The sequence below is a fragment of the Citreicoccus inhibens genome, assembly GCF_019039035.1.
GTDB classification, from domain to species: Bacteria; Myxococcota; Myxococcia; order Myxococcales; family Myxococcaceae; genus Citreicoccus; species Citreicoccus inhibens.
Genome location: NZ_JAHNZT010000013.1, coordinates 108,689 through 132,568 on the forward strand (window position 1 = coordinate 108,689; position 23,880 = coordinate 132,568).

Here is a 23,880-nt window from a genome sequence, read left to right on the forward strand (position 1 = left end):
CTGGCCTCTCGCTTGCTCTTCTCGCGGACCCGTACCCCCGCGTTGGATCCCACCCCATGTCCTCGAACGAATCAGAACCCGCGCCGCGACGGCCGCGACTGCTCTCCCGCCTGGTGGGAGAGCTGAGTTGGAACCCACCTCCTTGGGCCTCAGGGCTCGGTCGAGGCGTGGTGTCGGCAGCGGGGTGGATGCGCCGCAATCCCAAGCGCCTAGTGCTCGGGCTCGGGGTCCTGGTGGCGCTGCTCGTCGCGGGCAACGCCGGGTACACGTGGTACCAGAATCGGCCCAAGCCGGTGACCTACTCGGTGTCGTGCACCAGCCCGTCGCCCACGCCCATCGAGGAGCGCGCGCAGCCGGCCGCCATCTCCATCCAGTTCGGTGGCTCGGTGGCGCGGCTGGAGCAGGTGGGCAAGGTCGTCACGGCGGGCATCCGCATGACGCCCGAGACGCCGGGTGAGTGGCGCTGGGCGAATGATCAAATCCTCACCTTCACGCCTTCGTCGGACTGGGCGGTGGGGCAGGCCTACAAGGTCGTGCTCGACAAGTCGCTCTTCCCTGACCACGTGCGGCTGGAGACGTACGAGACGGGGTTCGCGTCCGCGCCGTTCACCGCGTCCATCTCCGAGCTGCGCTTCTACGAGGACCCGCGCAACCCGGCGGACAAACACGTGGTGGCGACGATCGCGTTCAGCCATCCGGTGGACCCGGCGACGCTGGTGCGCAACCTCTCGCTGCGCCCGAAGGATCAGAAGCGCGGGCTCCTCGGCTGGGGCAGCCTGGGCGTTCCGTTCCAGGTGACGTACGACAAGTTGAAGGGGCAGGCCTATGTGCACTCGGAGCCCATGCCCATCCCGGAGAACACCACCGTCCTGACGCTGACGATGGACGTGGGCGTTCGCGCCGCGCGCGGTGGCCCCGCGACGACCGAGGCGCAGACGCAGGATGTCTCCATCCCCGGCATGTTCACGTACTTCCACGTGAACGACGCCAGCGTGACGCTGGTGCGCAACGACCGCTTCGAGCCTGAGCAGGTGATGGTGCTCAACCTCACCACGGGCGTCACCGAGCCGGAGCTGCGCAAGAACCTCTCCGTGTGGGTGCTGCCGAAGGATCTCCCGGCCAAGGACGGGCAGAAGGCCGTGCGCAATTACACGTGGAGCAGCCCCAGCCTCATCGGGCAGGAGTGGCTCACGCCCGATGCGCTGCTCAAGTTGGATCCGGTGCCCACGGATCGTGAGCAGGCCACGCTGCACAGCTTCCGCGTGCAGGCGGACGTGGGGCGCTACGTGTACGTGCGCGTGAAGAAGGGGACCCGGTCCGCGGGCGGCTATGTGCTGGCCGAGGACTTCAACACGGTGATTCGCGTGCCGGCGTTCCCGCAGGAGGTGAGCATCCTGCACGACGGCGCGTTGCTCAGCCTCGCGGGTGAGAAGAAGCTGACGGTGTTGGCGCGCGATGTGCCGGCCCTGCGCTTCGAGGTGGGCCGGGTGCTGCCCGGGCAGATCAACCACCTGGTGAGCCAGTCCTACGGCCAGTTCGCCCACCCGATGTTCTCGTCCTATAGCTTCGGCGAGGACAACATGACGGAGCGCTTCTCGGAGGTGCGTCCGCTGGAGGGCGTGGGCCGAGGCAAGGCGCAGTACGCGGCGTTCGACCTGGCGCCCTACCTGAGCGCGGCGAACGATTCGTCCGCGCGCCGCGGCCTCTTCTTCTTCCGCGTGGAGAGCTGGGACCCCGAGGCGAAGCGCGCCATGGGGCGGCAGGACAACCGGCTGGTGCTGGTGACGAACCTGGGGCTGGTGGTGAAGGACAACGCGGATGGCTCGCATGACGTGTTCGTGCAGGGCCTGGACGCGGGGGCTCCCGTCGAGGGCGTCACGGTCAGCGTGCTGGGCCGCAACGGCATCGCCGTGGTGAACGGCACCACGGACGCGCAGGGCCACGCCGCGCTGCCTCGCCTGAACGACTTCCGGCGCGAGCAGCAGCCCACGGTGTACCTGGCGCGCAAGGGGGACGACTTCGCCTTCCTGCCGTATGATCGCGGGGACCGGCAGCTCAACTTCAGCCGCTTCGACATTGGCGGGCTCGTGAGCGGCGGCACTCCGGACCGCCTGACCGCGTTCATGTTCTCGGACCGAGGGCTGTACCGTCCGGGCGACACGTTCCACGTCGGCATGATGGTGAAGTCCTCGGACTGGAACAGTCCGCCGGTGGGCGTGCCGTTGGAGGTCGCGGTGCTCGACCCGCGCGGCCTGGAGGTGCACAAGCAGAAGGTCGTGGTGTCCGCGGCCGGGCTCGACACGCTCGACTACTCGACCGAGGAGACGTCGCCCACGGGCAACTACCAGGTGAACCTGTACGTCGTGAAGGACCACCAGCGCGGCAGCCTGCTGGGGAGCACGTCGGTGCGCGTGGAGGAGTTCCTCCCGGACCGCATGCGCATCACCACGCGCTTCAGCGCCGAGCGCGCCGATGGCTGGGTGTCACCCAAGGACCTCAAGGGCCGCGTGACGCTGAAGAACCTCTTCGGCATCGCGGCCGCGGGTCGCCGCGTCGCGTCCGAGCTGGTGCTCAGCCCCACGTACCCCAGCTTCCGCGCGTTCCCCGGCTACCAGTTCCGGGATCCGCTCCAGGCGAAGGAGCAGTTCAACGAGCGCCTGGCGGACGCCACCACCAATGACGAGGGCGAGGTGGAGGTGGACCTGGGCCTGGAGAAGTACGCGAAGGCGACGTGGCGCCTGTCGTTCCTGGCCGAAGGCTACGAGGCGGAGGGCGGGCGGGGCGTGTCGTCGGAGGCGTCGGTGCTGGTGTCGCCGCTGCCATACCTGGTGGGCTTCAAGCCGGATGGGAACCTGCGCTTCCTGAGCCAGGGCTCGGACCGGACGGTGGACTTCATCGCGGTGGACCCCGCGCTGAAGAAGCTGGCGGTGAAGGGGCTCAAGGCGCAGCTCGTCGAGCAGCGCTGGGTCTCGGTGCTCACGCAGCAGTCCAACGGCACGTATCAGTATCAGTCCGCGCGCCGCGACTCGGTGGTGCGCACCACGGACCTGAACCTGAGCGAGGCCGGGCTCAAGTTCTCGCTGCCCACCGAGCAGCCGGGGGACTTCGTGGTGGTGGTGAAGAACGCGGAGGACCTGGAGCTGAGCCGCGTGGAGTACAGCGTGGCGGGCCACGGCAACCTCACGCGCGCGCTGGAGAAGAACGCCGAGCTGGAGGTGAAGCTCAACCGCCCGGACTACGCGGCGGGCGACGAGATTCAGCTCAACATCAAGGCCCCGTACACGGGCGCGGGCCTCATCACCATCGAGCGCGACCGCGTCTATGCCTGGAAGTGGTTCAAGACGGACGCGACCAGCTCCGTGCAGACCATCCAACTGCCGGCTGGCATCGAGGGCAACGCGTACGTGAACGTCGCGTTCGTGCGTGCCATGGACTCGCAGGAGATCTTCATGAGCCCGCTGAGCTACGGCGTGGCGGCGTTCTCCGTGAGCCGGGCCAACCGCGTGTTCGACATCCAGGTCGAGAGCCCGGACAAGGCGCGGCCTGGCGAGCCGTACCGGATCAAGTACCGCGGCAACCACAAGGGCAAGGCGGTCCTCTACGCGGTGGACGAGGGCATCCTCCAGGTCGCGAACTACGGGACGCCGGATCCGCTCGCGCACTTCTTCAAGAAGCGGGCGCTGGAGGTCCGCACCTCGCAGATCCTCGACCTGTTGCTGCCCGAGTTCTCCGTGGCGAAGGCGGTCTCCGCGATGGGCGGTGACGCGGAGGGCATGGACGCCATCGGCAAGAACCTGAACCCGTTCAAGCGCAAGCGGGACAAGCCCGTGGCCTATTGGTCGGGCGTGGTGGACATCGACTCGACGGAGCGCGAGCTCGTCTACGCGGTGCCGGACTCCTTCAACGGCGAACTCCGGGTGATGGCGGTGGCCGTGGCCCCCGAGGCCGTGGGCGCCATGTCCAAGCGCGCCACCATTCGCGGGCCGTTCGTCATCACGCCCAACGTGCCCACCTTCGTCGCGCCCGGGGACGAGTTCTCCGTGGGGGTGGCGGTGGCCAACAGCGTGGAGGGCTCGGGCAAGGGCGCGGAGGTGACGCTGGAGCTCAAGCCGTCCGACCACCTGGAAGTGGTGGACGCGGCCAAGCGCCCGCTGAAGATCGACGAGGGCCGCGAGGCGAGCACCACGTTCCGGGTGCGCGCGAAGGGGCCGTTGGGCTCCGCGACGCTCGCGTTCACCGCGTCGCTGGGACGCGAGCGCGTGCGCAGCGCGGCGGACCTGAGCGTGCGGCCCGCGGTGCCTTTCCTCACCACGGTGTCGAGCGCGCAGGTGTCGGGCGGCAAGCAGGACCTGGCGGTGAGCCGCAAGCTTTACGATGCCTACCGCACGTTGGAGGTGAGCGCCTCGCCGCTGCCGCTGGGGCTGGCCCGGGGCCTCACGACGTACCTGGACAAGTATCCCTACGGTTGCACCGAGCAGCTCGTGAGCCGTGCCTTCCCGGCGGTGGTGCTCAAGGGACGGCGTGAGTTCGGGATGGCCTCGCAGACCATCGCGTCCAACTTCGACACCGCGTTGCACACGCTGCGCGGACGGCAGAACGAGGAGGGCGCCTTCGGGTTGTGGGCGGCCAACTCGTACGCGCCCACGCTCACCAGCGTGTACGCGATGCACTTCCTCACCGATGCGAAGGAGCGCGGCTTCGCGGTGCCCACGGACCTCTTCAACCGTGGCATGACGTGGCTGGGCAACGTGGCGGCCCGCACTCCCTCGACGCTCGCGGACGCGCGCGCCGTGGCGTATGCGCAGTACATCCTCGCCCGCAACGGGAAGGTGCCCACCCCGCAGGTGAACGCCCTGCGCGAGCGCCTGGATTCGAAGCTGAAGGACTGGCCGAAGGACCTCACCGCCGCATACCTCTCCGCGACGTACAAGCTCTTGAAGCAGGAGCGGCAGGCCGAGCAGGCCCTGGGCTCGGTGAAGCTGGGGCAGGTGCAGGCCGCGGACTACGCCGCGCTGTACGACGGGCTCGTCTACGACTCGCAGGTCCTCTATCTGCTGTCGCGCCACTTCCCCGAGCGGGTCTCGCAGGTGTCGGGCGAGCAGCTCGCGGCGATGGCGCGGCCCATCAACGAGGAGCGCTTCAACACGCTGTCGTCGTCGTACGCCATCCTGGGCCTGGACGCGTACGCGACGGCGCTGGGCGCGCAGGGCACGCCGTCCGCGAGCGGCGTGGCGATGCTGGAGCAGGTGGCCGGCAAGCTGCGTCCGCTGACGGTGCCCGAGGGGCTCTTCCCCCGCGTGGCCTTCTCGCCGGACGCCGCGCAGGTCCGCGTGGAGTCCCCCGCGAGCACGCCGCTGTTCGTCCAGGTGACGCAGGCGGGCTACGACCTGGAGACGCCCACGAAGGCCATCCAGCAGCGGCTGGAGGTGCAGCGGGAGCTGCAGACGCTGGACGGCAAGGTCACCCACGAGGCGAAGCTGGGCGAGGAGCTGGAGGTCCACGTGAAGCTGCGGGCCCTCGATGGAGACGTCTCGCACGTCGCCATCACGGACCTGCTGCCCGGTGGCTTCGAGGTGGTGCTGGAGCGTCACGCGCCCGCGCCCGGTGACTCCGAGTCCCACGCGTCGGAAGGCGAGGGTGAGGGCGATTCGTCCGAGCATGACGGTGCGTCCGAGGAGGGCGAGGACGTGGAGTCCTTCGAGCCAGCGCCGACGGCGACGGGCTTCGTTCCTCCGGTGGGCAGCGACAAGTCGAGCTGGCGTCCGGAGTACGTGGACGTTCGCGAGGACCGGGTTGTCCTCTACGGCAGGGTGGGCCCCACGGTGAGCGAGTACGTGTACCGGGTGAAGGCGACCAACTCCGGCAAGTTCGTCATGCCGCCGGCGTTCGCCGAGGGCATGTATGACCGCGGGGTTCGCGCGCGCTCGGTGGGCGAACAGGTGTCGGTGGTCGCGCCGTGAAGAAGCGGTGGTGGCGTGGGGTCGCAGGGGGGGTGGTGGGGTTGGCGGTGCTGTGGGCCGTCATGCCTCGGCCTCCTCTGCGGGAGGGGCTGGGATTCTCTCAGGCGGTCATGGACCGCCAGGGCCGGCTCCTCCGCCTCACGCTGTCACCCGATGAGAAGTACCGGCTGTGGGTGCCCCTCGCGAGCATCCCGCCGGCCCTCGTGGAGGCCACGCTTCTCCACGAGGATCAGCACTTCCGGCAGCACCTGGGCGTGAACCCCATCGCGGTGGGGCGGGCCGTCTGGCGCACGTGGATTCTTCGCGGGCGGCGCGTGGGCGGCTCCACGCTCACCATGCAGTTGGCGCGCATCCGCTACGGCATTGACTCGCGCACGCCTCGGGGGAAGGTCTGGCAGATGCTCCGGGCGCTGCAACTCGAGTGCACCTGGTCCAAGGACGACATCCTGGAGGCGTACCTCAACCTCGCGCCGTATGGCCGCAACGTGGAGGGCGTGGGCGCGGCGAGCCTGGTGTACTTCGGCAAGGGCGTGGAGAAGCTGTCCCTGGCGGAGTCGCTCACGCTCGCGGTGATTCCCCAGAGCCCCGCGCGCAGAGATCCCACGCGGGACGAGGGCGCCCTCACGGCCGCGCGGCTGCGGCTGTTCGACCGGTGGCTGGAGCCTCACCCGGAGGACCTGGAGCGCCGGACCGCGCTGTCCGCGCCGCTGAGCGTGCGTGCGCCGGGGGAGCTGCCCTTCCTCGCGCCGCACTTCGTGCAGGCCACGCTGCGCACGCTGCCGGTGGGCTCGGGCGTGATGACGACGTTGGACCTGTCCCTCCAGCGCCAGCTGGAACGGCACGTGCGCCAGTACATCGAGCGGCGCAAGGCGGTGGGCATCCGCAACGCGGCGGCGATGCTGGTGGACTGGCGCACGCTGGAGGTCCGCGCGGCGGTGGGCTCGGGGGACTTCTTCGACGAGGCCATCGAGGGACAGGTGAACGGCACGGAGGCGAAGCGCTCGCCGGGCTCGGCGCTCAAGCCGTTCATCTACGGGCTCGCGTTCGATCAGGGCCTCATCCACCCGCGGACGATGTTGAAGGACACGCCCACGGGCTTCGCGGGCTACGGGCCGGAGAACTTCGACGGCAGCTTCGCGGGGCCGCTGCCCGCGGAGGAGGCGCTGACGCGCAGCCGCAACGTGCCGGCGGTCGCGCTCGCTTCGCGCCTGCGGGCCCCGTCCCTGTATGGCTTCTTGCGGCAAGCGGGCATCACGGGGCTTCGCAGCGAGGAGTTCTACGGCCTGTCCCTCGCGCTGGGCTCGGCCGAGGTGACGATGACGGAGCTGGTGGAGCTGTACGCCATGCTCGCGAACGGCGGGGTGTTGCGACCGCTGCGCTTGGAGGCGGACAGCCCGAGACCGGAAGGCGTGCGGATGCTCAGCGCCGAGGCCAGCTTCCTGGTGTTGGAGTCGCTCAAGGGCGCGAAGCGTCCCGCGCAGACGTACCAGTCCGAGTGGGCTCGCGATGCCGTCCCCGTGGCCTGGAAGACGGGCACGTCGATGGGCTATCGAGACGCGTGGACGGTGGGCGTGGCGGGGCCGTACGTCATCGCGGTCTGGGTGGGCAACTTCAACGGGCGCCCCAACCCCGCCTTCGTCGGCCAGTGGGCCGCGGCGCCCCTCCTGTTCGAGATGGTGGACTCGCTGCGCGCCAAGGACCCGGACATGCACCGCGTGCGCTGGACGCCGCCCGCGGGAGTCAGTCGCGTGTCGGTGTGCGCGCTGTCCGGCGGCATCCCGGGGCCTCACTGTCAGCGGCAGGTGAGCACGTGGTTCATCCCCGGCACCTCGCCCATCCAGGCGTGTGACGTGCACCGGGAGATCTGGGTGGATACGCGCACGGGAAAGCGCGCGTGCGGCCCGGGGCCCTCGGCTCGCGCGGAGGTGTATGAGTTCTGGCCGTCGGATCTCCTGCGTCTCTTCCAACGCGCGGGCATCCCTCGTCGCGTGCCTCCACCGGAGTCCGAGTCCTGCGGCATCGCGCGCGCCTCGGCCGAGGGGGTGGCGCCGCAGATCACCACGCCTGAGCAGGGGGTGGACTACGACGTGCGCGCCTCGGCCACAACGCCCCAGACGGTGCCGCTGGCCGCGGTGACGGACGCGGACGTGCGCCAGGTGTTCTGGTTCGTGGACGAGCAGCTCGTGGGCACCGCGCCGCGCGGCGAGCCCCTGCACTGGGTGGCCAGGCCGGGGACCTACGTGGTCCGGGCCGTGGATGACCGGGGGCGCTCGGACGCGCGCGCACTGCGGGTGCGGTTGGTGCCCTGAGCGCGCCGCGGATGTTGGCGAGTGGACACTTGGGGCTAACCGCTGTGTGAGCGCAGGCCCGCGGCGGCTCCCGCGCGGAGGCGCTCGTGGAGCGTCTGCGTGAGGAGGAACCAGAACTGGACGTTTCCGAAGCTGAGGATGTCGCCGTCGCGCAGCGTCACCTCGCGCGTGTTCAGGGTGCTGGCGTTGAGGAAGGTGCCGTTGGTGGAGCCCAGGTCCCTCACGGTGCAGCGCTGGGTGTCCTCGCTCCAGCGCAGCTCCGCGTGGAGCTTGGACACGGACGCATCGTCCAGGATGAGCTCACAGTCCGGGCGGCGGCCGATGCGCAGCACGTCGGTGGGGTGCAGCGGCGGCAGGGTGGCGACGCGCAGGTCCTCGAACTCGAAGATGAGGGCCATCATGCCCTGCTCGATTTGCGCGGGCGCGGCCATGGACGTGGGGGCGAGCACGGCGGAGGAGGGCTCGCCGGGGGGGCGCTGGATGAGTGCGAAGGGCCCCAGTTGCCGCTGGAACGTGCCCACGGGGAGAGAGGCGCCGAGTGCGCGAAGTTCCTGGACGGACAGCACAGCGGAAGCCTAGCGGGTCGCCGGCCGGGCGCACAGCGTAACGGCGCGCGGGACGTACGGCTTTGATTGACCGCCTTGGGAGTCGTTCCCTACATTCGGCCTTTCTGGCCGTTGGGGGCTGGGCCTCTTCTGCGAGGTTCCGGCCCCCCATGCATTGAACGCAGGTGGTGGAAGGAGCGGTGTCGATGAGCAGCGGGAGCGACAACATCCCGATGACCCCCCACGGTCTCCGCAAGCTCAAGGAGGAGCTCAAGCACCTCCAGTCCGTGGAGCGGGGAAAGATCTCCAAGGAGATCGAGGTCGCCCGCGCGCATGGTGACCTCCGCGAGAACGCGGAGTACCACGCGGCGAAGGAGAAGCAGTCGCACATCGAGGGCCGCATCCTGGACCTCAATGACTGGATTGCCCGGGCCGAGGTCATCGACCCCAGCAAGCTCGGGGGCGACAAGGTCGTCTTCGGCGCCACGGTCGTCCTGATGGATACGGAGACGGAGAAGTCCGTGACGTACCGTCTGGTGGGCGAGCTGGAAGCCGACCTCAAGAAGCGGTGGATCGCGGTGACGTCGCCCGTGGCCCGCGCCATTGTCGGCAAGCGGGTGGGGGACGTCGCCACGGTGCAGAGCCCGGGCGGGGTCCGCGAACTGGAGGTCCAGGAGATCCGGTTCGAGGAGCCGCAGGACGACGCACCGCCCAGCGAGGGCTGATGCACGGTTCGCTGGGCTTTTGCCGGGGGAGTGGGCCCAGGCTCGCTCCCCCGGTTTCGTTTGCTGTGAGACGTCATCCCCGCTCCGTAGGATGGGCACCAGGAACCGCGTGAACCATCCGCTTGCCAGCCTCGTCGGGCCGCTGCGCTACGCCTGCCAGCGCGACTTCGCTCAGCTCGCCATCGTCCGGGACTTGCGCACCCTCATGGAGCGCGCCCTGGCCGGAGCGAGCGGCGTGGACGCGGCGGCGGTCGCGCACCTGCGCGCGGCCTTGCCCTACGTGGATCCGCCCACGCCACCGGAGCGCCGCAAGAGCGCGCTGCGCCAGGTGGTGGCGGCCCTGAAGCAGAGCGGCGTGCCCCTGCCCGCCGAACTGGAGCCCCTGACGCAAGACGCGGGACGCACGGCGCCGCGCCAGCAGGACGTGCCCCCGGGGTATGTGCCCACGTGGAGGTCCACGGCTCCGGTGCCGGATCCGCATCGCGCCGGTGCGACGCGTGCGAGCCCGAGTGCCTCGCGGACGGCGTCGAGCGCGCGCGACGACCACTCGGAGCCGTCCATGCGGTCGCGTGCTGCTTCCGTGCATGGCGACCGCGCGAATACCGCGATGCGCTCGGGGCCGGCGGGTGGCCGCGAGGGAGTCCTGAACTCCATCCCCGCTGCGACCGCCGGACCTGCGCGCAACAGCTCACCAGCGCCTACCCAAGCGCCGGTGTCCGCGGCGGGTGCTTCCAGTGCGCCGACCTCGCGCCCGGCTGCCTCGGCACGGCACGGCGCGACGGCGGCTCGCGAAGTGCTCGCGCTCACCCCCGTGAGCAAGTCGAGCGCGAAGCCGTCCGCCGCCGGCAGCGCGGCGTCGAAGGCCGAGGCCGCACGGACGCGCAAGAAGAAGCGCGCGGTGGGCGCCGAGGCTTCTCGCTCCGAGGCGAAGCTCCTGTCCATCGCGCCTCGCTCGGGCCCGCTGTCCTCGCCGCTCGCCACGCTGGGCAAGCGCCTGGGACCCCGTCTGGTGTCGGCGCTGGACAAGAAGGGGCTGCGCCGCATGGGTGACATCCTCTTCCTCCTGCCGCGGTGCTACGAGGACCGCCGGCGCCTGAAGACGATCGCCGAGCTGGAGCCAGGCGAGCGCGGCGTCACCGTCGGCATCGTCAAGCTCGCGGAGTTCGCGCCGAGCCGACAAGGCAAGCGGATGTTCAAGGCGGTCGTGGGCGATCGCTCGGGCACCATCGCGGCCACGTACTTCCATGCTGGCCCCTGGCTCAAGAGTCGCTTCACCGTGGGCAAGCAGATCGTCCTCTCGGGCGAAGTCCGCGCCTCCATGAGCGGCCGGGAGATGGCGCACCCGGAGATCGAACCGGCCGAGGGGCTGGAGTCCACCACCTCCGTCCACTTCCACCGCATCGTGCCCATCTACCCGGGCTTCGAGCGCGGCGAGCAGCGCTCGTTCCGGGAGGTGGCCTCGCGCGTCAGCGAGCAGCACGCGCACCACTTGGAGGAACCGCTCCCCCCCGAACTCCGTCGGCGCATGCACCTGATGGGGCTGTCGGACGCGCTGCGGTACATCCACTTTCCGCCCGAGGATGCGGACCTGGAGGCGCTCGACGCGCACCAGAGCCCAGCGCACCGACGACTCGCGTTCGATGAGCTGTTCTTCCTTCAGCTCGGGATGGCCCTCAAGCGTCAGGGCGTGAAGGCCGAGGAGGGCATCCGCTTCGACGTGTCCCCCGAGCGGTTGGCGAAGGCACAAGGCGCGCTGCCCTTCCAGCTGACGGGCGCGCAGGCCCGGGTGGTGGAGGAGCTGTCGCGAGACATGGCCCGGCCCGAGCCGATGACGCGGCTGGTGCAAGGCGACGTGGGCAGCGGGAAGACGGCGGTGGCGCTCGTCGCCGCGATGGTGGCGTTGCAGGACGGCTACCAGGTGGCGGTGATGGCGCCCACCGAGATCCTGGCCGAGCAACATGAGCGCACCTTCCGCCGCGTGCTGGAGCCGCTCGGCTTCAAGGTCGGGCTGGTGAGCGCGGCGGGCACGGCGAAGCACAAGCGGCAGATCCGCGAGGCGCTCGCGGCCGGAGCGCTGCACCTCGCGGTGGGCACGCACGCGCTCATCGAGGGCGGGGTGTCGTTCCAGCGACTGGGGCTCGTCGTCATTGACGAGCAGCACCGCTTCGGCGTGCTCCAGCGTCACTCGCTGATGAGCAAGGGGCTCACGCCGGACGTGCTGGTGATGACGGCGACGCCCATTCCTCGCACGCTCGCGATGACGCTGTACGGAGACCTGGATGTCTCCATCATCGATCAGCTCCCCCCGGGCCGAACGCCCATCACCACGCGCGTCTTCAACGACAAGCAGCGGGCCCGCGTGTACGAGGCGGTGTCGGCCGAGCTGGCCAAGGGGCATCAGGCCTACGTCGTCTATCCGCTGGTGGAGGAGTCCGAGAAGCTCGACCTGGAGGACGCCACGCGTGGCGCGGAGAAGCTCGCGAAGGTGTTCCCCGAGGCGCGGGTGGGCTTGCTGCACGGGCGGATGAAGGCCGACGAGAAGGACGCCGTCATGGCGGCGTTCCGTGAGAAGGAGCTGCACCTCCTGGTGTGCACCACCGTGGTCGAGGTGGGGGTGGACGTGCCCAACGCCTCGGTGATGGTGGTCGAGTCCGCCGAGCGCTTCGGCCTTTCACAGCTTCACCAGCTTCGCGGGCGCGTGGGCCGAGGCGCCGCGGCCAGCTTCTGCTTCCTGGTGGCCGGCAGCGCGCGCTCCTGGGAGTCCACCGAGCGACTGGCCGTCATGGAGGGCAGCAGCGACGGCTTCGTCATCGCCGAGAAGGACCTGGAGATTCGCGGGCCCGGCGAGTTCCTCGGCACGCGGCAGAGCGGCCTGCCGGAGCTGGCGGTGGCGAACCTCGCGCGCGACAGTGACTTGCTGTCCTTGGCCCAACAGGAAGCCCGGCGCATCTTGGAGAAGGACCCCGAGCTGAAGTCCGCGGAGAACCAGGGGCTCGTGAAGGCGCTCGAGGAGCGGTGGGAAGGCCGTCTGGCGCTCGCGCGGGTCGGATAGCGGCCCGCCCTCGCTGCGCAGCGGGCGTGGTTAACCTAGACGCATGGGAGACCAGGAGCGCGCGGAGTATCTGGCGCGACAGGGCATTCAGGATCGCCGGGTGCTGGAGGCCATCGCCCACCTGCGTCGCGCGGAGTTCGTGCCGGAGCAGGAGCGAGCCCGTGCGGGTGCGGACACGCCCCTGTCCATCGGCCAGGGACAGACCATCAGCCAGCCGTACATCGTCGCGCTGATGACCCAGGCCCTGCGCCTCGAAGGCCACGAGCGCGTCCTGGAGATCGGCACTGGCTCTGGCTACCAGACGGCGGTGCTCGCTCAGCTCTGTCGCGAGGTGTTCACGGTGGAGCTGTTGCCGGACTTGTCTCGAACGGCGCAAGGGCTGCTCACCCGGCTGGGCTTTCAGGACATCGCGTACCGCGTGGGAGACGGCACGCGAGGCTGGCCCGAGGAAGCCCCCTTCGACGCCATCCTCGCCACCGCCGCGCCGGAGGAGGTGCCGGCCGCCCTGGTGGCGCAGCTCACGCGGGGGGGGCGCATGGTCATCCCCGTGGGGCCGGCGTATGGCTCGCAGGAACTGCTGCGCATCCACCGAGGCCCCCCGGGCACGTTGCCCCGGGTGGAGCATCTGCTCCCGGTGCGCTTCGTCCCCATGGTGGAAACGACCCCACTTTGACAACGGCGGGGAATGGGCGGCGAGATCGCTCCCATGTCCTCACACGCCGACAACTCGCCCGCCGAGGTGGTGCCCGTCCGGTACGACCCCTCACAGCACTTCGAACAGCTTCAGAGCTGGTTCGCCCACCGCAACGAGATGCTCACGCCCGATGCCCTTCCGCGCGTGGGCTTCATCGTCCCGGGCAAGGCGGCCGGGTTCCTCTACCAGACGGACAGCTCGGTGGCGTGGATTGAAGGGCTCGTGGCCTCACCGTCGCTGAGCAAGGCCGAGCGCAACGTGGTGGTGGACGCCATCGTCAGAGCCGTGTGCGAGGAGTCGAGCAAGCTCGGCTTCAAGACGCTCCTGGGCTACACGGTGCTGGATGTGGTGGTCGAGCGCGCGAAGCGCCTCGGGTTCAACCACGTGAGTAGTGGCTTTCACCTCGTGGCAATGGGGCTGAACCCTTCCACCTGAGGGCCTCGGACTGGCGCGTGGCCCCTCGGGTGCCCTCCGGGGGCACCCCGGGGTGCGTTGCCCCAGGGCAAGGCCGCCGATAACGTGCCATGCCATGATCATCTGCCCGGTCTGCGACCACGTTCAGCCTCAAGGCGACGAGTGTGAAACCTGCGGCAAGCGGTTTCCCGTCGTGAACCTGGCCGAGGCGCCCCCGGTGGAGACGCTGCCGGAGCTGGAGCTGACGCACCACGCCAACGGGCGCGTCGCCGTGGAGACGGCTCCACTTCCCGAGTTGGATTTGACGCGGCTGCGCTCGGGGCCGGACCTTCCCGCGATGGTGGTGCCGGACCTGGAGTTGACGCGGACGGGCGACACGGGCGCCGTTCCAGTCGCGCCGATGAACGACCTGGACACGGGCCGCGCCGCGGATGACGGCGTGCGGACCGCGGCGCCGGTGGGCGCGGTGGTGTGCCGCTATTGCAAGCACGTGCAGTCCGAGGGCCTGTTGTGCGATCGCTGTGGAATGCGGCTGCCGAGGGCGCGCATCGCGGCGCCGGTGGCGCCGACCCGCGCGGCGGAGGGGGACTGGCTGCCTTGTCCCGTGTGCCACACGCCCACGCGGCCGGGGCGCAACTGCACCGAGTGTGGCGCGCGCGTGCAGGCGGAGGCGTGAGCGCGGCCATGCACGCGGACTACGCATGCAGCGAGGGCTGCGGCTTTCGGGCCTCGCTGCTCGACATCGTCTATCGCTGTCCTCGGTGCGGCAGCCTGTTGGAGGTCGCGCACGACCTGGAGGCGCTGCGCGCGACGCCGGCCTCTGAGTGGAAGCGCCGCTTCGAGGGCCGCTTCGGCGCGGCGCGGATTCCGGATGCCTCGGGCGTGTGGGGCAAGCGCGAGTGGGCGTATCCGCAGCTGCCCGTCGAGGACATCGTCTCGCTGGGCGAGGGGCGCGTGCCGCTCAAGGCGCTGCCGCGCATGGCCTCGGCGCTGGGGCTGGGCGCGTTGGACTTGATGGAGTGCGGCGTCTCGCCCACGGGCAGCTTCAAGGACTGGGGCATGACGGTCCTGGTGTCCGCCGTGAAGCACCTGCGCTCGCGCGGCGTGCCGGTGCGCGCGGTGGCGTGCGCGTCCACGGGCGACACCTCCGCGGCGCTCGCGGCCTACTGCGCGGCGGCGGGCATCCCCGCGGTCGTCTTCCTCCCGAGGGACAAGGTGTCGCTCGCGCAGCTCGTGCAGCCCATCGCGAATGGCGCGCGAGTCTTGTCGCTGGACACGGACTTCGACGGCTGCATGCGGCTGGTGCAGGCGGTGACGGCGGACACGGGGCTGTATCTGGCCAACTCGATGAACTCGCTGCGCATCGAGGGGCAGAAGATGATCGCCGTGGAGTTGTGCCAGGACCTGGGCTGGGAGCCGCCGGACTGGGTGGTGATTCCGGGCGGCAACCTGGGCAACGCCAGCGCGCTGGGCCGAGGCTTCGAGCTCATGTTGTCGCTGGGCCTCATCACGCGCCGTCCCCGCATCGCGGTGGCGCAGGCGCAGCGGGCCAACCCCTTCGCGCGCGCCTTCCGAGGCGGGTTCCGCGAGTGGGTCCCCATGCAGGCCGAGCACACCCTCGCGTCCGCCATCCAGATTGGCAACCCGGTGTCGTTCCGGCGCGCGGTGCGAATGCTCCAGGCCTTCGAGGGCGTGGTGGAGGAAGCCACCGAGTCCGAGCTGGCGAACGCGGCCGCGCGGGCCGACCGCGAGGGCACCTTCGCGTGTCCTCAGACGGGCGTGGCGCTCGCGGCGGTGGAGAAGCTGGTGGCGCGTGGCGTGATTGCGCGAGACGCGCGCGTGGCCGTCATCTCCACGGCGCACGGCCTCAAGTTCGCGGACTTCAAGGTCGGCTACCACCGCTCGGCGCTCGCCGACGTGGCGAGCGCCTACGCGAATCCGCCGGTGAACCTGCCGGCGGAGCTGGACGCGGTGAAGGCCGCGCTCGCGGACCTCAGCGGACCTTGAGCGGGACGCGCGAGTCGATGGTGAGGCCGAACCCGGCCAGCCCGCGGTAGGTCATGTCCGTGTTGCTCATCAGGCGCATGGAGCGCACGCCCAGGTCCGTGAGGATCTGGCAGCCCATGCCCAGGTCGCGCGACTCGTGCGGGCCCCGGCCGGAATGCGGGCTGCTGCCGTCGGTGTTGCGCTTGTGGTGGATGCCGAAGTCATCCCCGTGCATGCCCGGCAGGTAGACGAGCACGCCGGTGCCTTCGCGCGCGATGGTGGCCAGCGACTCGTCCAGCAACTGGTGGCACTGGCAGGTCGGCGAGCCGAACACGTCGCCCAACGCACAGGCGGCGTGCAGGCGCACGAGCGGGTGCGGCTGGCGGCTCGGGTCACCCTTCACCAGGACGAGTGACTTCACGCCATCGGGCATCCACGAGTAGGTCAGGGCGGTGAACTCGCCGTGGCGCGTGGTGACGGTGTGCTGTCCCGGCTCGCGGCGGACCAGCTTGTCCTTCCGGCGGCGGTACTCGATGAGGTCCGCGATGGTGATGACGGACAGGCGGTGCTCGCGCGCGAAGGCCTTGAGGTCCGGCATGCGCTGCATGGTGCCGTCGTCCTTCACCAACTCGCAGAGGATGCCCGAGGGCTCGAAGCCCGCCAGCCGGGACAGGTCCACGGTGGCCTCGGTGTGGCCCGCGCGGCGCAGCACGCCGCCCTCGCGATAGCGCAGCGGGAAGATGTGGCCGGGGCGCAGGAAGTCGTCCGCCTGGCTGGCCGGGTTGACGAGGGCGCGGATGGTGGCGGCGCGGTCCACTGCGGAGACGCCCGTGGTGGTGCCGTGCCGGTAGTCCACGGACACGGTGAAGGCGGTGCGGTGCGACTCGGTGTTCTCCGCCACCATCTGCGGCAGCCGCAGGGCATCCAGCCGCTCGGCGAGCATGGGCATGCAGATGATGCCGCTGGTGTGGCGGACCATGAAGGCGATGTGCTCGGGGGTGACCTTCTCGGCCGCCATGATGAGGTCGCCCTCGTTCTCGCGGTCCTCATCGTCCGCGACGACGACGAACTTGCCGTTCCGGATGTCTCGGATGGCGTCCTCGATGGTGGACAGCTCGGTATCGTGGCTCATGCGGATGGTTAGCCGGGGAGTCAGGGGTGTGCTGCGAGAATCGCGTGGCATGTAGCGTTTGCGATCCACGCTGGCAAGCCGCGTCATGGAGGCCCGCTCTGCTGGAGAAATGGGAGGGATGAGCCAGGGTGCGGCTCGGCTGCCCGGCTGCCTTGCCGGGACGGGGGCCGAGCGAGCTGACTCGACGACGACCCGGGGCTCGGCTAGGGTGCCCGGTCCCGTGAACGCTGACACTCAGGACCTGCGGGCCCGGCTCGACCTGCTTCAGGAGAGCCTGGCGATCCGCCAGAGCACCACCCATTTCGCCCACACGGGCGTGTCCACCATCGCCGCGCTGCTGATTGGCGGGGCCTCCGCGAAGCTCTTCCATGACTCGCTGCGCACGCCGCATCTGGCGTACGGGGCGGCGGTGCTCTCGCTGGCCCTGCTCGTGTATGGCCTGCGCAACTACTGGAAGGGTCGGGCGGCGCTGGCGGATGAGCTCAAGCGCTTCGAGGCGCTGCTGGAGCTGCGCAGCCGCCTGAGCCTGGACAACCCCGCGGCGCTGCTCCCTCGATGAGCGGCGCGCGGAAGACGGCGGCCCGGCGAGGGACGTTCATCGTCCTGGAGGGCCTGGATGGCGCGGGCACCACCACCCAGACGGAGCGGATTGCGTCCGTGCTGCGGTCGGAGGGGCACCCGGTGGTGACCACGCGCGAGCCCTCGGATGGGCCGTTGGGCACGCTGATCCGTCAGGCGCTGACGGGGCGTCTGGGGATGCCGCGCGGCGCGGGCCCGCTGGCCTCGGAGACGCTGGCGCTCCTCTACGCCGCGGACCGCACGGACCACCTGAAGGCGCGCGTGCTGCCCGCGCTGGACGAGGGCAAGGTCGTCCTGAGTGACCGCTACGTGCTGTCGTCGCTGGCCTATCAGGGCGCGAGCCTGCCCATGGCCTGGGTGGAGACGGTGAATGCGTACGCGGTGCCGCCGGACCTGACGCTCTTCGTGGGCGTGGCGCCGGAGGTCGCGGCGCGGCGCCGGGCCTTGCGCGGCGGACCCGCGGAGCTGTTCGAGGCGGACGAGGCGCAGCGGCGCATCGCGCGTCAGTACCTCGCGGCGATCCGTCGGCGGCAGAAGCGCGAGCGCATCGTGCGCATCGACGGCGAGCTGTCCGTTGAAGCCGTGACGGAGGCGTCGCTGGCGGAGATTCGCAAGGTGCTGGGGCGCAAGCGCGTGCGCTAGAGTCCGGGCCCTCATGGAGCGCAGCGGCGCATCAGCGATCATCATCGGCAACGAGGTCCTCACCGCGAAGGTGAAGGACGAGAACGGCCCCCTCCTCATCCGCCGGCTGCGGGAGGTGGGGATTCCGTTGCGCTCGGTGGAGATCGTCCTCGACGAAGTGGATGCCATCGTCGACGCCGTGTCCCGCGCGCGCCTGCGCTCCCGCCATGTCTTCACCAGCGGCGGCATCGGCCCCACGCACGATGACGTGACGGTGCGCGCGGTGGCGCTCGCCATGGGTCGCCCCGTCGTGCGTTTGCCGGAGATGGTGGAGCTGCTCCACCAGTGGGCGCCCCACGGGAAGGTGACCCCCGAGGGCATGCGACTCGCGGACGCGCCCGAGGGCACCGTGCTCCTGCCGCAAGAGGGCACCTGGTTCCCCGTCATGTCCGTGGAGGACGTGTACCTGCTGCCCGGGGTGCCGCAGCTCTTCAAGATGCAACTGGAGACGGTGCTGTCGCGCCTGCGCGGCACGCCCGTGCACCTGGTCAACCTCTTCCTGCGCCTGGGCGAGAGCGAGCTGGCCGGAGTGTTGGACCGCGTGGCGCTCGACATGCCGTACGTGGCGCTGGGCTCGTATCCGGTGTTCGACCAGGGCCTGGACTACCGCGTGAAGATCACCGTGGAGGCCACCGACCGCGCCCACGTCGAGGATGCCGTGGGGCGGCTGGTGCAGGGCCTTCCGGCCCACGCCGTCGTGCGGCGGGAGTAGGGCCTACAGGCCCAGTCCCAGCCGTTGGCGCAGGCGGAAGAAGTCATCCGTCAGCACCCACGCGAGCAGGGTGCGCAGGTCCTCGCGCTCGCGCACGGCCTGGAGCAGCGGCTCGGGGGTGTCCTGCCGCGTCCCCGCGAAGTTCGGATCCTCGCGCAGCACCAGCGTGAGCGCGACCGAGGCATCGCCGCACATGAGGAGTCCGGCGCGATCCGCGGAGTAGCCGAGGGCATCCACCACCGGGCGCAGGTCCACGCGAGGCGCGTCACCCAGCGACTGGGCGGGCCCCTCCAGGGCCTTGGTCGCCTTGCGCGAGAAGGCCTTGCGCAGCTGCTTCACCAACTCGTCGTTCTTCCGACCGAGCGCGCTGAACTGCGGCGCGTGCACGCGGATGGCGTTGCCGAACAGGTCCGCCGTCTCGCCCTGGGACAGCTTGGTGAGCACCGCGGTCTTGTTGAGCAGGCCCAGCACGGCCTTGCCGATGAGGAACTTCTGCTCGCGGGCGTTGAAGCGGCGCACCACGTCCTGGCCCACGCAGATGGACAGGGGCTCGGTGGTCTCCGGCTGCATGAGGCCGCGCCGAGCCTGGTACACCTCGAACTCCTCCACGCCGAACACCTGCGCCACCGAGCGGATGGCCTTCACGACCGCGGAGTCCGCCTTCAGCTTGTCCGTCTTGGGGTTGACCCCGAGCATCTCGAACTGGGGCGGGTACACCTTGCTGAGCTGATCGCCCATCGCGCGGAGCACCTCCACCAGCGGGCCGCGCGCGGCGGGGTGCATGAGGCCGGTGTCCACGTCCGACTCGGTGAGCTGGTCGCGCGCCTCTTGCGGCAGGCGGCTGCGGCCCTCGGCATAGAAGGCCATCTCCACTTCGTTCGCGCCGCGCAGGAACTGCAGGATGGCGGACACGCAGAAGGCCTTGTCGTGCTGCTTGAGGCCCTCCCACAGCCGGAAGAGGGCGTGCAGGCTGTCCAGGCGAACGGGGTCCTGGCGGAGGATCTGCCGGTGCTCCTCGACGGCCAGCGGGATGCTGGTGGTGTCGCGGGCATACAGGTCCGCGAGCGCGGCGCGGGCCGCGAGGTTGGTGGGCTCCAGCTCCACCACTTGCCGGTACAGCGTCGTGGCCCGAGCGGGCTCGTGGAGCGGCCCCGCGTACAGGTCCGCTACCCGAGCGCGCAGCGCGAGCGCCCGCTTGAGGTCCGTGGACGCCGCGAGCTGCGCCTGCGCCTCCAGAATCTGCGCCAGCTCCGGCAGGTTGCGAGCCCGCTCGTAGAGGACCGCCAGCTTGTCCACCAGGGACGCATCGCCCGGGGTCAGCTCCAGCGCCTTGCGGTACAGGAGCGTGGCCGTGGTCGCGTCGCCGAGTCCCTCGTCGTGGATGCGAGCCAGCTCGATGGTGAAGCGCGCGCGCCCGTCCGCCGGCAGGTCCTGCTCCAAGAGCTTGCGGAGGCAGTCCACCGCGCCCGAGTAGTTGCGACCCTGCGCGTACACCGTGGCCAGTCGCTCCAGCGCCTCGGGGTGGCGGGGCAGGGTGCCCAGCGCGGTCTGGAGGTGCGCCGCCGCGCGGCCTGGATCTCCCAGGTGAGTCTGGTACAGCGCGCCCAGCGTGAGGTGGTGCTGCGCGAGCAGCCGAGGATCCCCGCCCTGCTGCACGCGCTGGCTGAGCATCACCGCCGCCTCGGCGTACTGGTGCGCCTCGAGCAGCAGCGTCCCGCGCGTCTCCAACGCATCGGGGTAGCCCGGCTTGGCGACGAGCGCGCGCTCCAGCAGCGCCAGCGAGCGCGAGCGGTCTCCCAGCGCCACGTTGTGCAGTCGCGCCGCCGTGACGAAGGCCGCCGCGGCCGCCTCGTTGTCGCGCTGAGCCAGCCGCGCCTCGGCGCGTCGCTCGTGCAGTGCCGCCAGGTCGGACGAGCCGCCGCGCTGCGCGAGCAGCTCCTCCAGGCCCGCCGCCGCACCGGGGTGCAGGGCATCGCGCTCCAGGGCCTGCCGATACAGCGCCGCGGCGGTGTCGGTGTCGTTCAGCTTGCTCGCGGACAGCTTGGCCGCGGCGACGAACGCCTCGATGGCGCTCTTGGGGTCTCGGCTCGCGCGGGCCTCGGCCTCCAACGCCGCGCGAGCGGTGGCGAAGTCATTCCGGCGCAGGGCCGCGCGCCGGGCCCCCTGCAGCGCGGGCAGGCAGTGCGGCTGCAACTCCAGCGCCTGACGGTAGAGCGCGGACGCCTGGGCGACATCGTTGAGCTTGCCCTCCGCGAGCTCCGCGGCGCGCAACAGCAGCTCCAGCGCCTCGGTGGGCTCGGTGGTGACGGCGAGCCGCATCGCGTACAGGCGCGACAGGCCCGCCGCATCGCCCGCTTGTCGCAGGGCGCGCTCCAAGGCGAAGGCGAGCCGCGCATCCGTGGGATCCGCGTCGAAGGCGCGCTGATACACCTCGGCGGTGCGCTCGGTGGTGGGGCCCTTGTCGGTGTCCGCTGCGGCCAGGAGGCGCAGGGCGTGGGCCAGGCGCGGATCCGTGACGCGCTCGGCGATGCGGCCCCGCAGCTCGGCGCGGCGCGGACGGTCCGAGGCGCGGATGCGCTCCAGCATCGTCAGGCCCGTGAGGTTGCCCGGCTCCAGGTTCAGCACGGCCTCGCAGCACTGCGCGGCGCGCGCGGGCTCCTGGAAGCGATCCAAGTACAGCCGCGCCAGCTTCAGGTAGGCCGTCACCTTGGCGGCGGGCGTCTGGCCCACCTGGGTCGCGCGATCCAACACCGCGACCAGCTCCTTGGTGTTGTCCTGCGCCACGTACAGGCGCTCCAGCGCGCGCAGGGTGGCCGCGTGCCCGGGCGTCAGGCGCAGCACTTCCTGATAGCCCTCGATGGCCAGCTCCGGGCGCGCGAGCTGGTCCTCCCAGATGGCGGCGGCCTGGAAGAGGGCGTTGGCGCGCTCGGAGGGATCCGTGCGGTTGGCGGCCTCGGCGCGCAGCACTTCGACCAGGCTCTCCCAGGCGCCATGCGTCCGGTAGATGCGCGCGAGCGCACGCAGCGCCGGGAAGTAGCTGGGCGCCAGCATCAGCGCCTCCTGGTACGAGGCGATGGCCTCGTTCTCCTGCTTCAGCCGGTGCTCGTACAGCTCACCAATCTTGTAGATGAGCGCGGCGGCCTGCTCGGTGGACGGAGAGATCTCCGACTCCGCCCGGTACATGTCGATGAGCTTCTCCCACCGCGCATCCTGCGCGTACAACCGGCCCAGGGCCTTGAGCGCGGGCAGGTACGAGGGAGACAGCGCGAGCACGCGCTCGTACGCGACGATGGCGCCGCCGCGGTCCTTCAGGTTCTCGTCGAGGATCTCCGCATTGCGGTGCAGCAGCGACAGCACCTGCTTGGTGTCGCCCGCGAGGGACGCCTCCAGGTCGTGCGTCTCCAGCAGCTCGCGGTAGCGCCCGGCCCGCTCGTGCAGGCGCGCGAGGTTGCGGATGGTGGGCAGGTGGTCCGACGCGAGATCGAGGATGCGCTTCATGCACTCGATGGCGTGGTCCAGGTCGCCCAGGCGGTCCTCGTAGATGACCGCCATCTTGTTGAGCGTGGTGATGAGCTGATCCCGATCGCTCGTCTGGAGCAGGTCCTGCTCGTACATCGACACCAACTCGGCGAAGCGGCCCTGGCGCTCATAGAGGCGGGTGAGGGCCTTCTGCGCGGGGAGGTAGCCGGGCTGAAGCTGGAGGCACGCGTTGTACCGGGCGATGGCGTCCTCCTGCCGGCCCAGGCGCTCCTCGAGGATCTCCGCGGCCTTGTACATGCGCGCGGCCTTGCCCTTGGCATCCTCGGCGGCGGTGACCTCCGCGTCGAACACGCCGACGAGCCCCTCCCAGTTCTGCATCCGGTAGTACAGCTTGCCCAGGCCCGCGAGCGCCGCGGCATGTCCCGGGATGCGCGCGACGATGGCCTGATAGCGCGCCGCCGCGTCCTGCTCGCGCTTGAGGTCGTCCTCGTAGAGCGCGGCGAGTCGCAGGTTGATGGCGACCAGCTCGCTCTCGTCGTTGATGGAGCCCACCCACGCGAGCAGCACGTCGGCCAGCTCCTCGAAGCGGCCCTGCGTCTCGTAGATGCCGGCCAGGGCGCTGAGCACCAGCGGCTCGTTGGGCCCCACGCGCCGCGCGGCCAGGAGCGCCGCCAGCGCGTCATCCTTGCGGTCCAGCCGGTCATACACCTTGGCGATCTGCAGGTACGCGGGAGCCGCCTGCGTGCCCAGCGACTCGGCCTCGGCCACGAGCGCGGCGAGCAGCTCATCGGTGCGCCCCTCGCGCTCGGCCAGCCGCTTGACGGCGGCGAGCAGCAGCGCGTCCGAGCGGTCCAACGCGAACGCCTCGCGGAAGAGGGCGGTGGCGCCTTCGCGCTGCTTGAGGCGCTCCTCCATCACCAACCCCGCGGCCGTCAGGTAGTGCGCGCGCAGCGACGGCGGCACCACGGCCGAGGACAGCAGCCGGTACACCTCGACCAGCGCGGCGGCATCATTGCGCGACGCATAGACGGACTCGAGCTGCGTGAGGATGCCCAGGTCGGTGGGCCGGCGCTCCAGGCACTGCCGCAGCGACTCGGCGGCATCGGCCTCGCGCGACAGGCGCTCCTCCTGGATGACGCCCTTCTCGTAGAGGAGCGCGGCCTGGTGGCGGGCGTCGTCGCTGGCGATGAGCTCCGCGTCGAGGAGCTGCACCACCATCTGCCAGTTGCCCACGTCCGCGAAGAGGCGGCGCGCGGCCCGGATGTTGGCCAGGAACCGGGGCGCCATCTTGTAGGCGTTCTGGAAGGCCACCGCCGCGTTGCGCGGGTTCTTCAGCGGCTCTTCCCAGAGCAGGCCCACCTCGTGGAAGAGCAGGGCCGCGGTCTGCGGATCCGCCGCCGCGAGCGCCTTGGCCTCGCGCTCCAGCGACGCGATGCGCTCGCGGGCGTCGTCCTCGACGCTGGCGGGCGTGGCCGCGGGGAGGGTCGTCACTGCCTGGGCGAGCGCCTCGGTCGCGCTGGCGGGCCGGACAGACTCGGGCCGCTGCGGCGCGGCAGCGGCGGGCCGCGTGACGTCGTTGTTCTCGCTCATGGGAAGCGGGCTCCAGAGACG

At 70.6% G+C, this 23,880-nt stretch carries 14 protein-coding genes; 11 read left to right on the top strand and 3 right to left on the bottom strand.

Annotation, left to right across the window (positions count from 1 at the left end; all coding sequences use genetic code 11):
• Window positions 1–188 precede the first annotated feature (188 nt).
• Window positions 189–5,960 (top strand): alpha-2-macroglobulin family protein, encoded by a 5,772-nt coding sequence (locus KRR26_RS17680; protein ID WP_217080367.1) that lies wholly within the window; start codon window positions 189–191, stop codon window positions 5,958–5,960.
• Window positions 5,957–8,269: a penicillin-binding protein 1C gene (gene pbpC / locus KRR26_RS17685; protein ID WP_217080368.1), complete on the top strand. Its 2,313-nt coding sequence runs from the start codon at window positions 5,957–5,959 to the stop codon at window positions 8,267–8,269. The genes KRR26_RS17680 and pbpC overlap by 4 nt, the downstream gene beginning before the upstream one ends.
• Window positions 8,270–8,304: 35 nt before the next feature.
• Here the strand turns inward: pbpC and KRR26_RS17690 are convergent, their stop codons facing one another.
• On the bottom strand, window positions 8,305–8,835 hold the full coding sequence (locus KRR26_RS17690; RefSeq protein WP_120209920.1) for an FHA domain-containing protein: 531 nt from the start codon (window positions 8,833–8,835) through the stop codon (window positions 8,305–8,307).
• Window positions 8,836–9,020: 185 nt separating this feature from the next.
• Between KRR26_RS17690 and greA the strand changes: the two genes are divergently transcribed.
• The 6 genes from greA (at window position 9,021) to thrC (ending at window position 15,706) form a co-directional block, all read left to right on the top strand.
• A complete protein-coding gene (gene greA, locus KRR26_RS17695) occupies window positions 9,021–9,539 on the top strand; it encodes a transcription elongation factor GreA (protein WP_120209919.1) in 519 nt (172 codons plus the stop codon).
• A 109-nt stretch (window positions 9,540–9,648) separates the two neighbouring features.
• On the top strand, window positions 9,649–12,591 hold the full coding sequence (gene recG, locus KRR26_RS17700) for an ATP-dependent DNA helicase RecG (protein WP_217080369.1): 2,943 nt from the start codon (window positions 9,649–9,651) through the stop codon (window positions 12,589–12,591).
• A gap of 43 nt (window positions 12,592–12,634) precedes the next feature.
• Window positions 12,635–13,264: a protein-L-isoaspartate(D-aspartate) O-methyltransferase gene (locus KRR26_RS17705; protein ID WP_120209918.1), complete on the top strand. Its 630-nt coding sequence runs from the start codon at window positions 12,635–12,637 to the stop codon at window positions 13,262–13,264.
• 33 nt (window positions 13,265–13,297) lie between these two features.
• A complete protein-coding gene (locus tag KRR26_RS17710; RefSeq protein ID WP_120210018.1) occupies window positions 13,298–13,720 on the top strand; it encodes a hypothetical protein in 423 nt (140 codons plus the stop codon).
• A gap of 172 nt (window positions 13,721–13,892) precedes the next feature.
• Complete coding sequence (locus KRR26_RS17715; RefSeq protein WP_407931723.1) at window positions 13,893–14,375, top strand: hypothetical protein; 483 nt, start codon at window positions 13,893–13,895, stop codon at window positions 14,373–14,375.
• An 8-nt stretch (window positions 14,376–14,383) separates the two neighbouring features.
• Window positions 14,384–15,706 (top strand): threonine synthase, encoded by a 1,323-nt coding sequence (gene thrC, locus KRR26_RS17720; RefSeq protein WP_217080370.1) that lies wholly within the window; start codon window positions 14,384–14,386, stop codon window positions 15,704–15,706.
• Here thrC and ribB read toward each other — a convergent pair.
• Window positions 15,693–16,817 (bottom strand): 3,4-dihydroxy-2-butanone-4-phosphate synthase, encoded by a 1,125-nt coding sequence (gene ribB / locus KRR26_RS17725; protein WP_120209916.1) that lies wholly within the window; start codon window positions 16,815–16,817, stop codon window positions 15,693–15,695. The genes thrC and ribB overlap by 14 nt on opposite strands.
• A 220-nt stretch (window positions 16,818–17,037) precedes the next feature.
• On the opposite strand from ribB, the gene KRR26_RS17730 reads away from it, so the two are divergent.
• Genes KRR26_RS17730 through KRR26_RS17740 form a run of 3 tightly spaced genes read left to right on the top strand, consistent with a single transcriptional unit; the run spans window position 17,038 to window position 18,789 of the window.
• Window positions 17,038–17,376: a hypothetical protein gene (locus KRR26_RS17730; protein WP_199723927.1), complete on the top strand. Its 339-nt coding sequence runs from the start codon at window positions 17,038–17,040 to the stop codon at window positions 17,374–17,376.
• Complete coding sequence (tmk, locus tag KRR26_RS17735; protein WP_120209914.1) at window positions 17,373–18,038, top strand: dTMP kinase; 666 nt, start codon at window positions 17,373–17,375, stop codon at window positions 18,036–18,038. Before KRR26_RS17730 ends, tmk begins: the two co-directional genes overlap by 4 nt.
• Before the next feature lie 13 nt (window positions 18,039–18,051).
• Window positions 18,052–18,789 (top strand): competence/damage-inducible protein A, encoded by a 738-nt coding sequence (locus KRR26_RS17740; RefSeq protein WP_217080371.1) that lies wholly within the window; start codon window positions 18,052–18,054, stop codon window positions 18,787–18,789.
• A 3-nt stretch (window positions 18,790–18,792) separates the two neighbouring features.
• On the opposite strand, the gene KRR26_RS17745 is transcribed toward KRR26_RS17740, so the two are convergent.
• Complete coding sequence (locus KRR26_RS17745; RefSeq protein ID WP_120209912.1) at window positions 18,793–23,859, bottom strand: tetratricopeptide repeat protein; 5,067 nt, start codon at window positions 23,857–23,859, stop codon at window positions 18,793–18,795.
• Window positions 23,860–23,880: the final 21 nt, after the last annotated feature.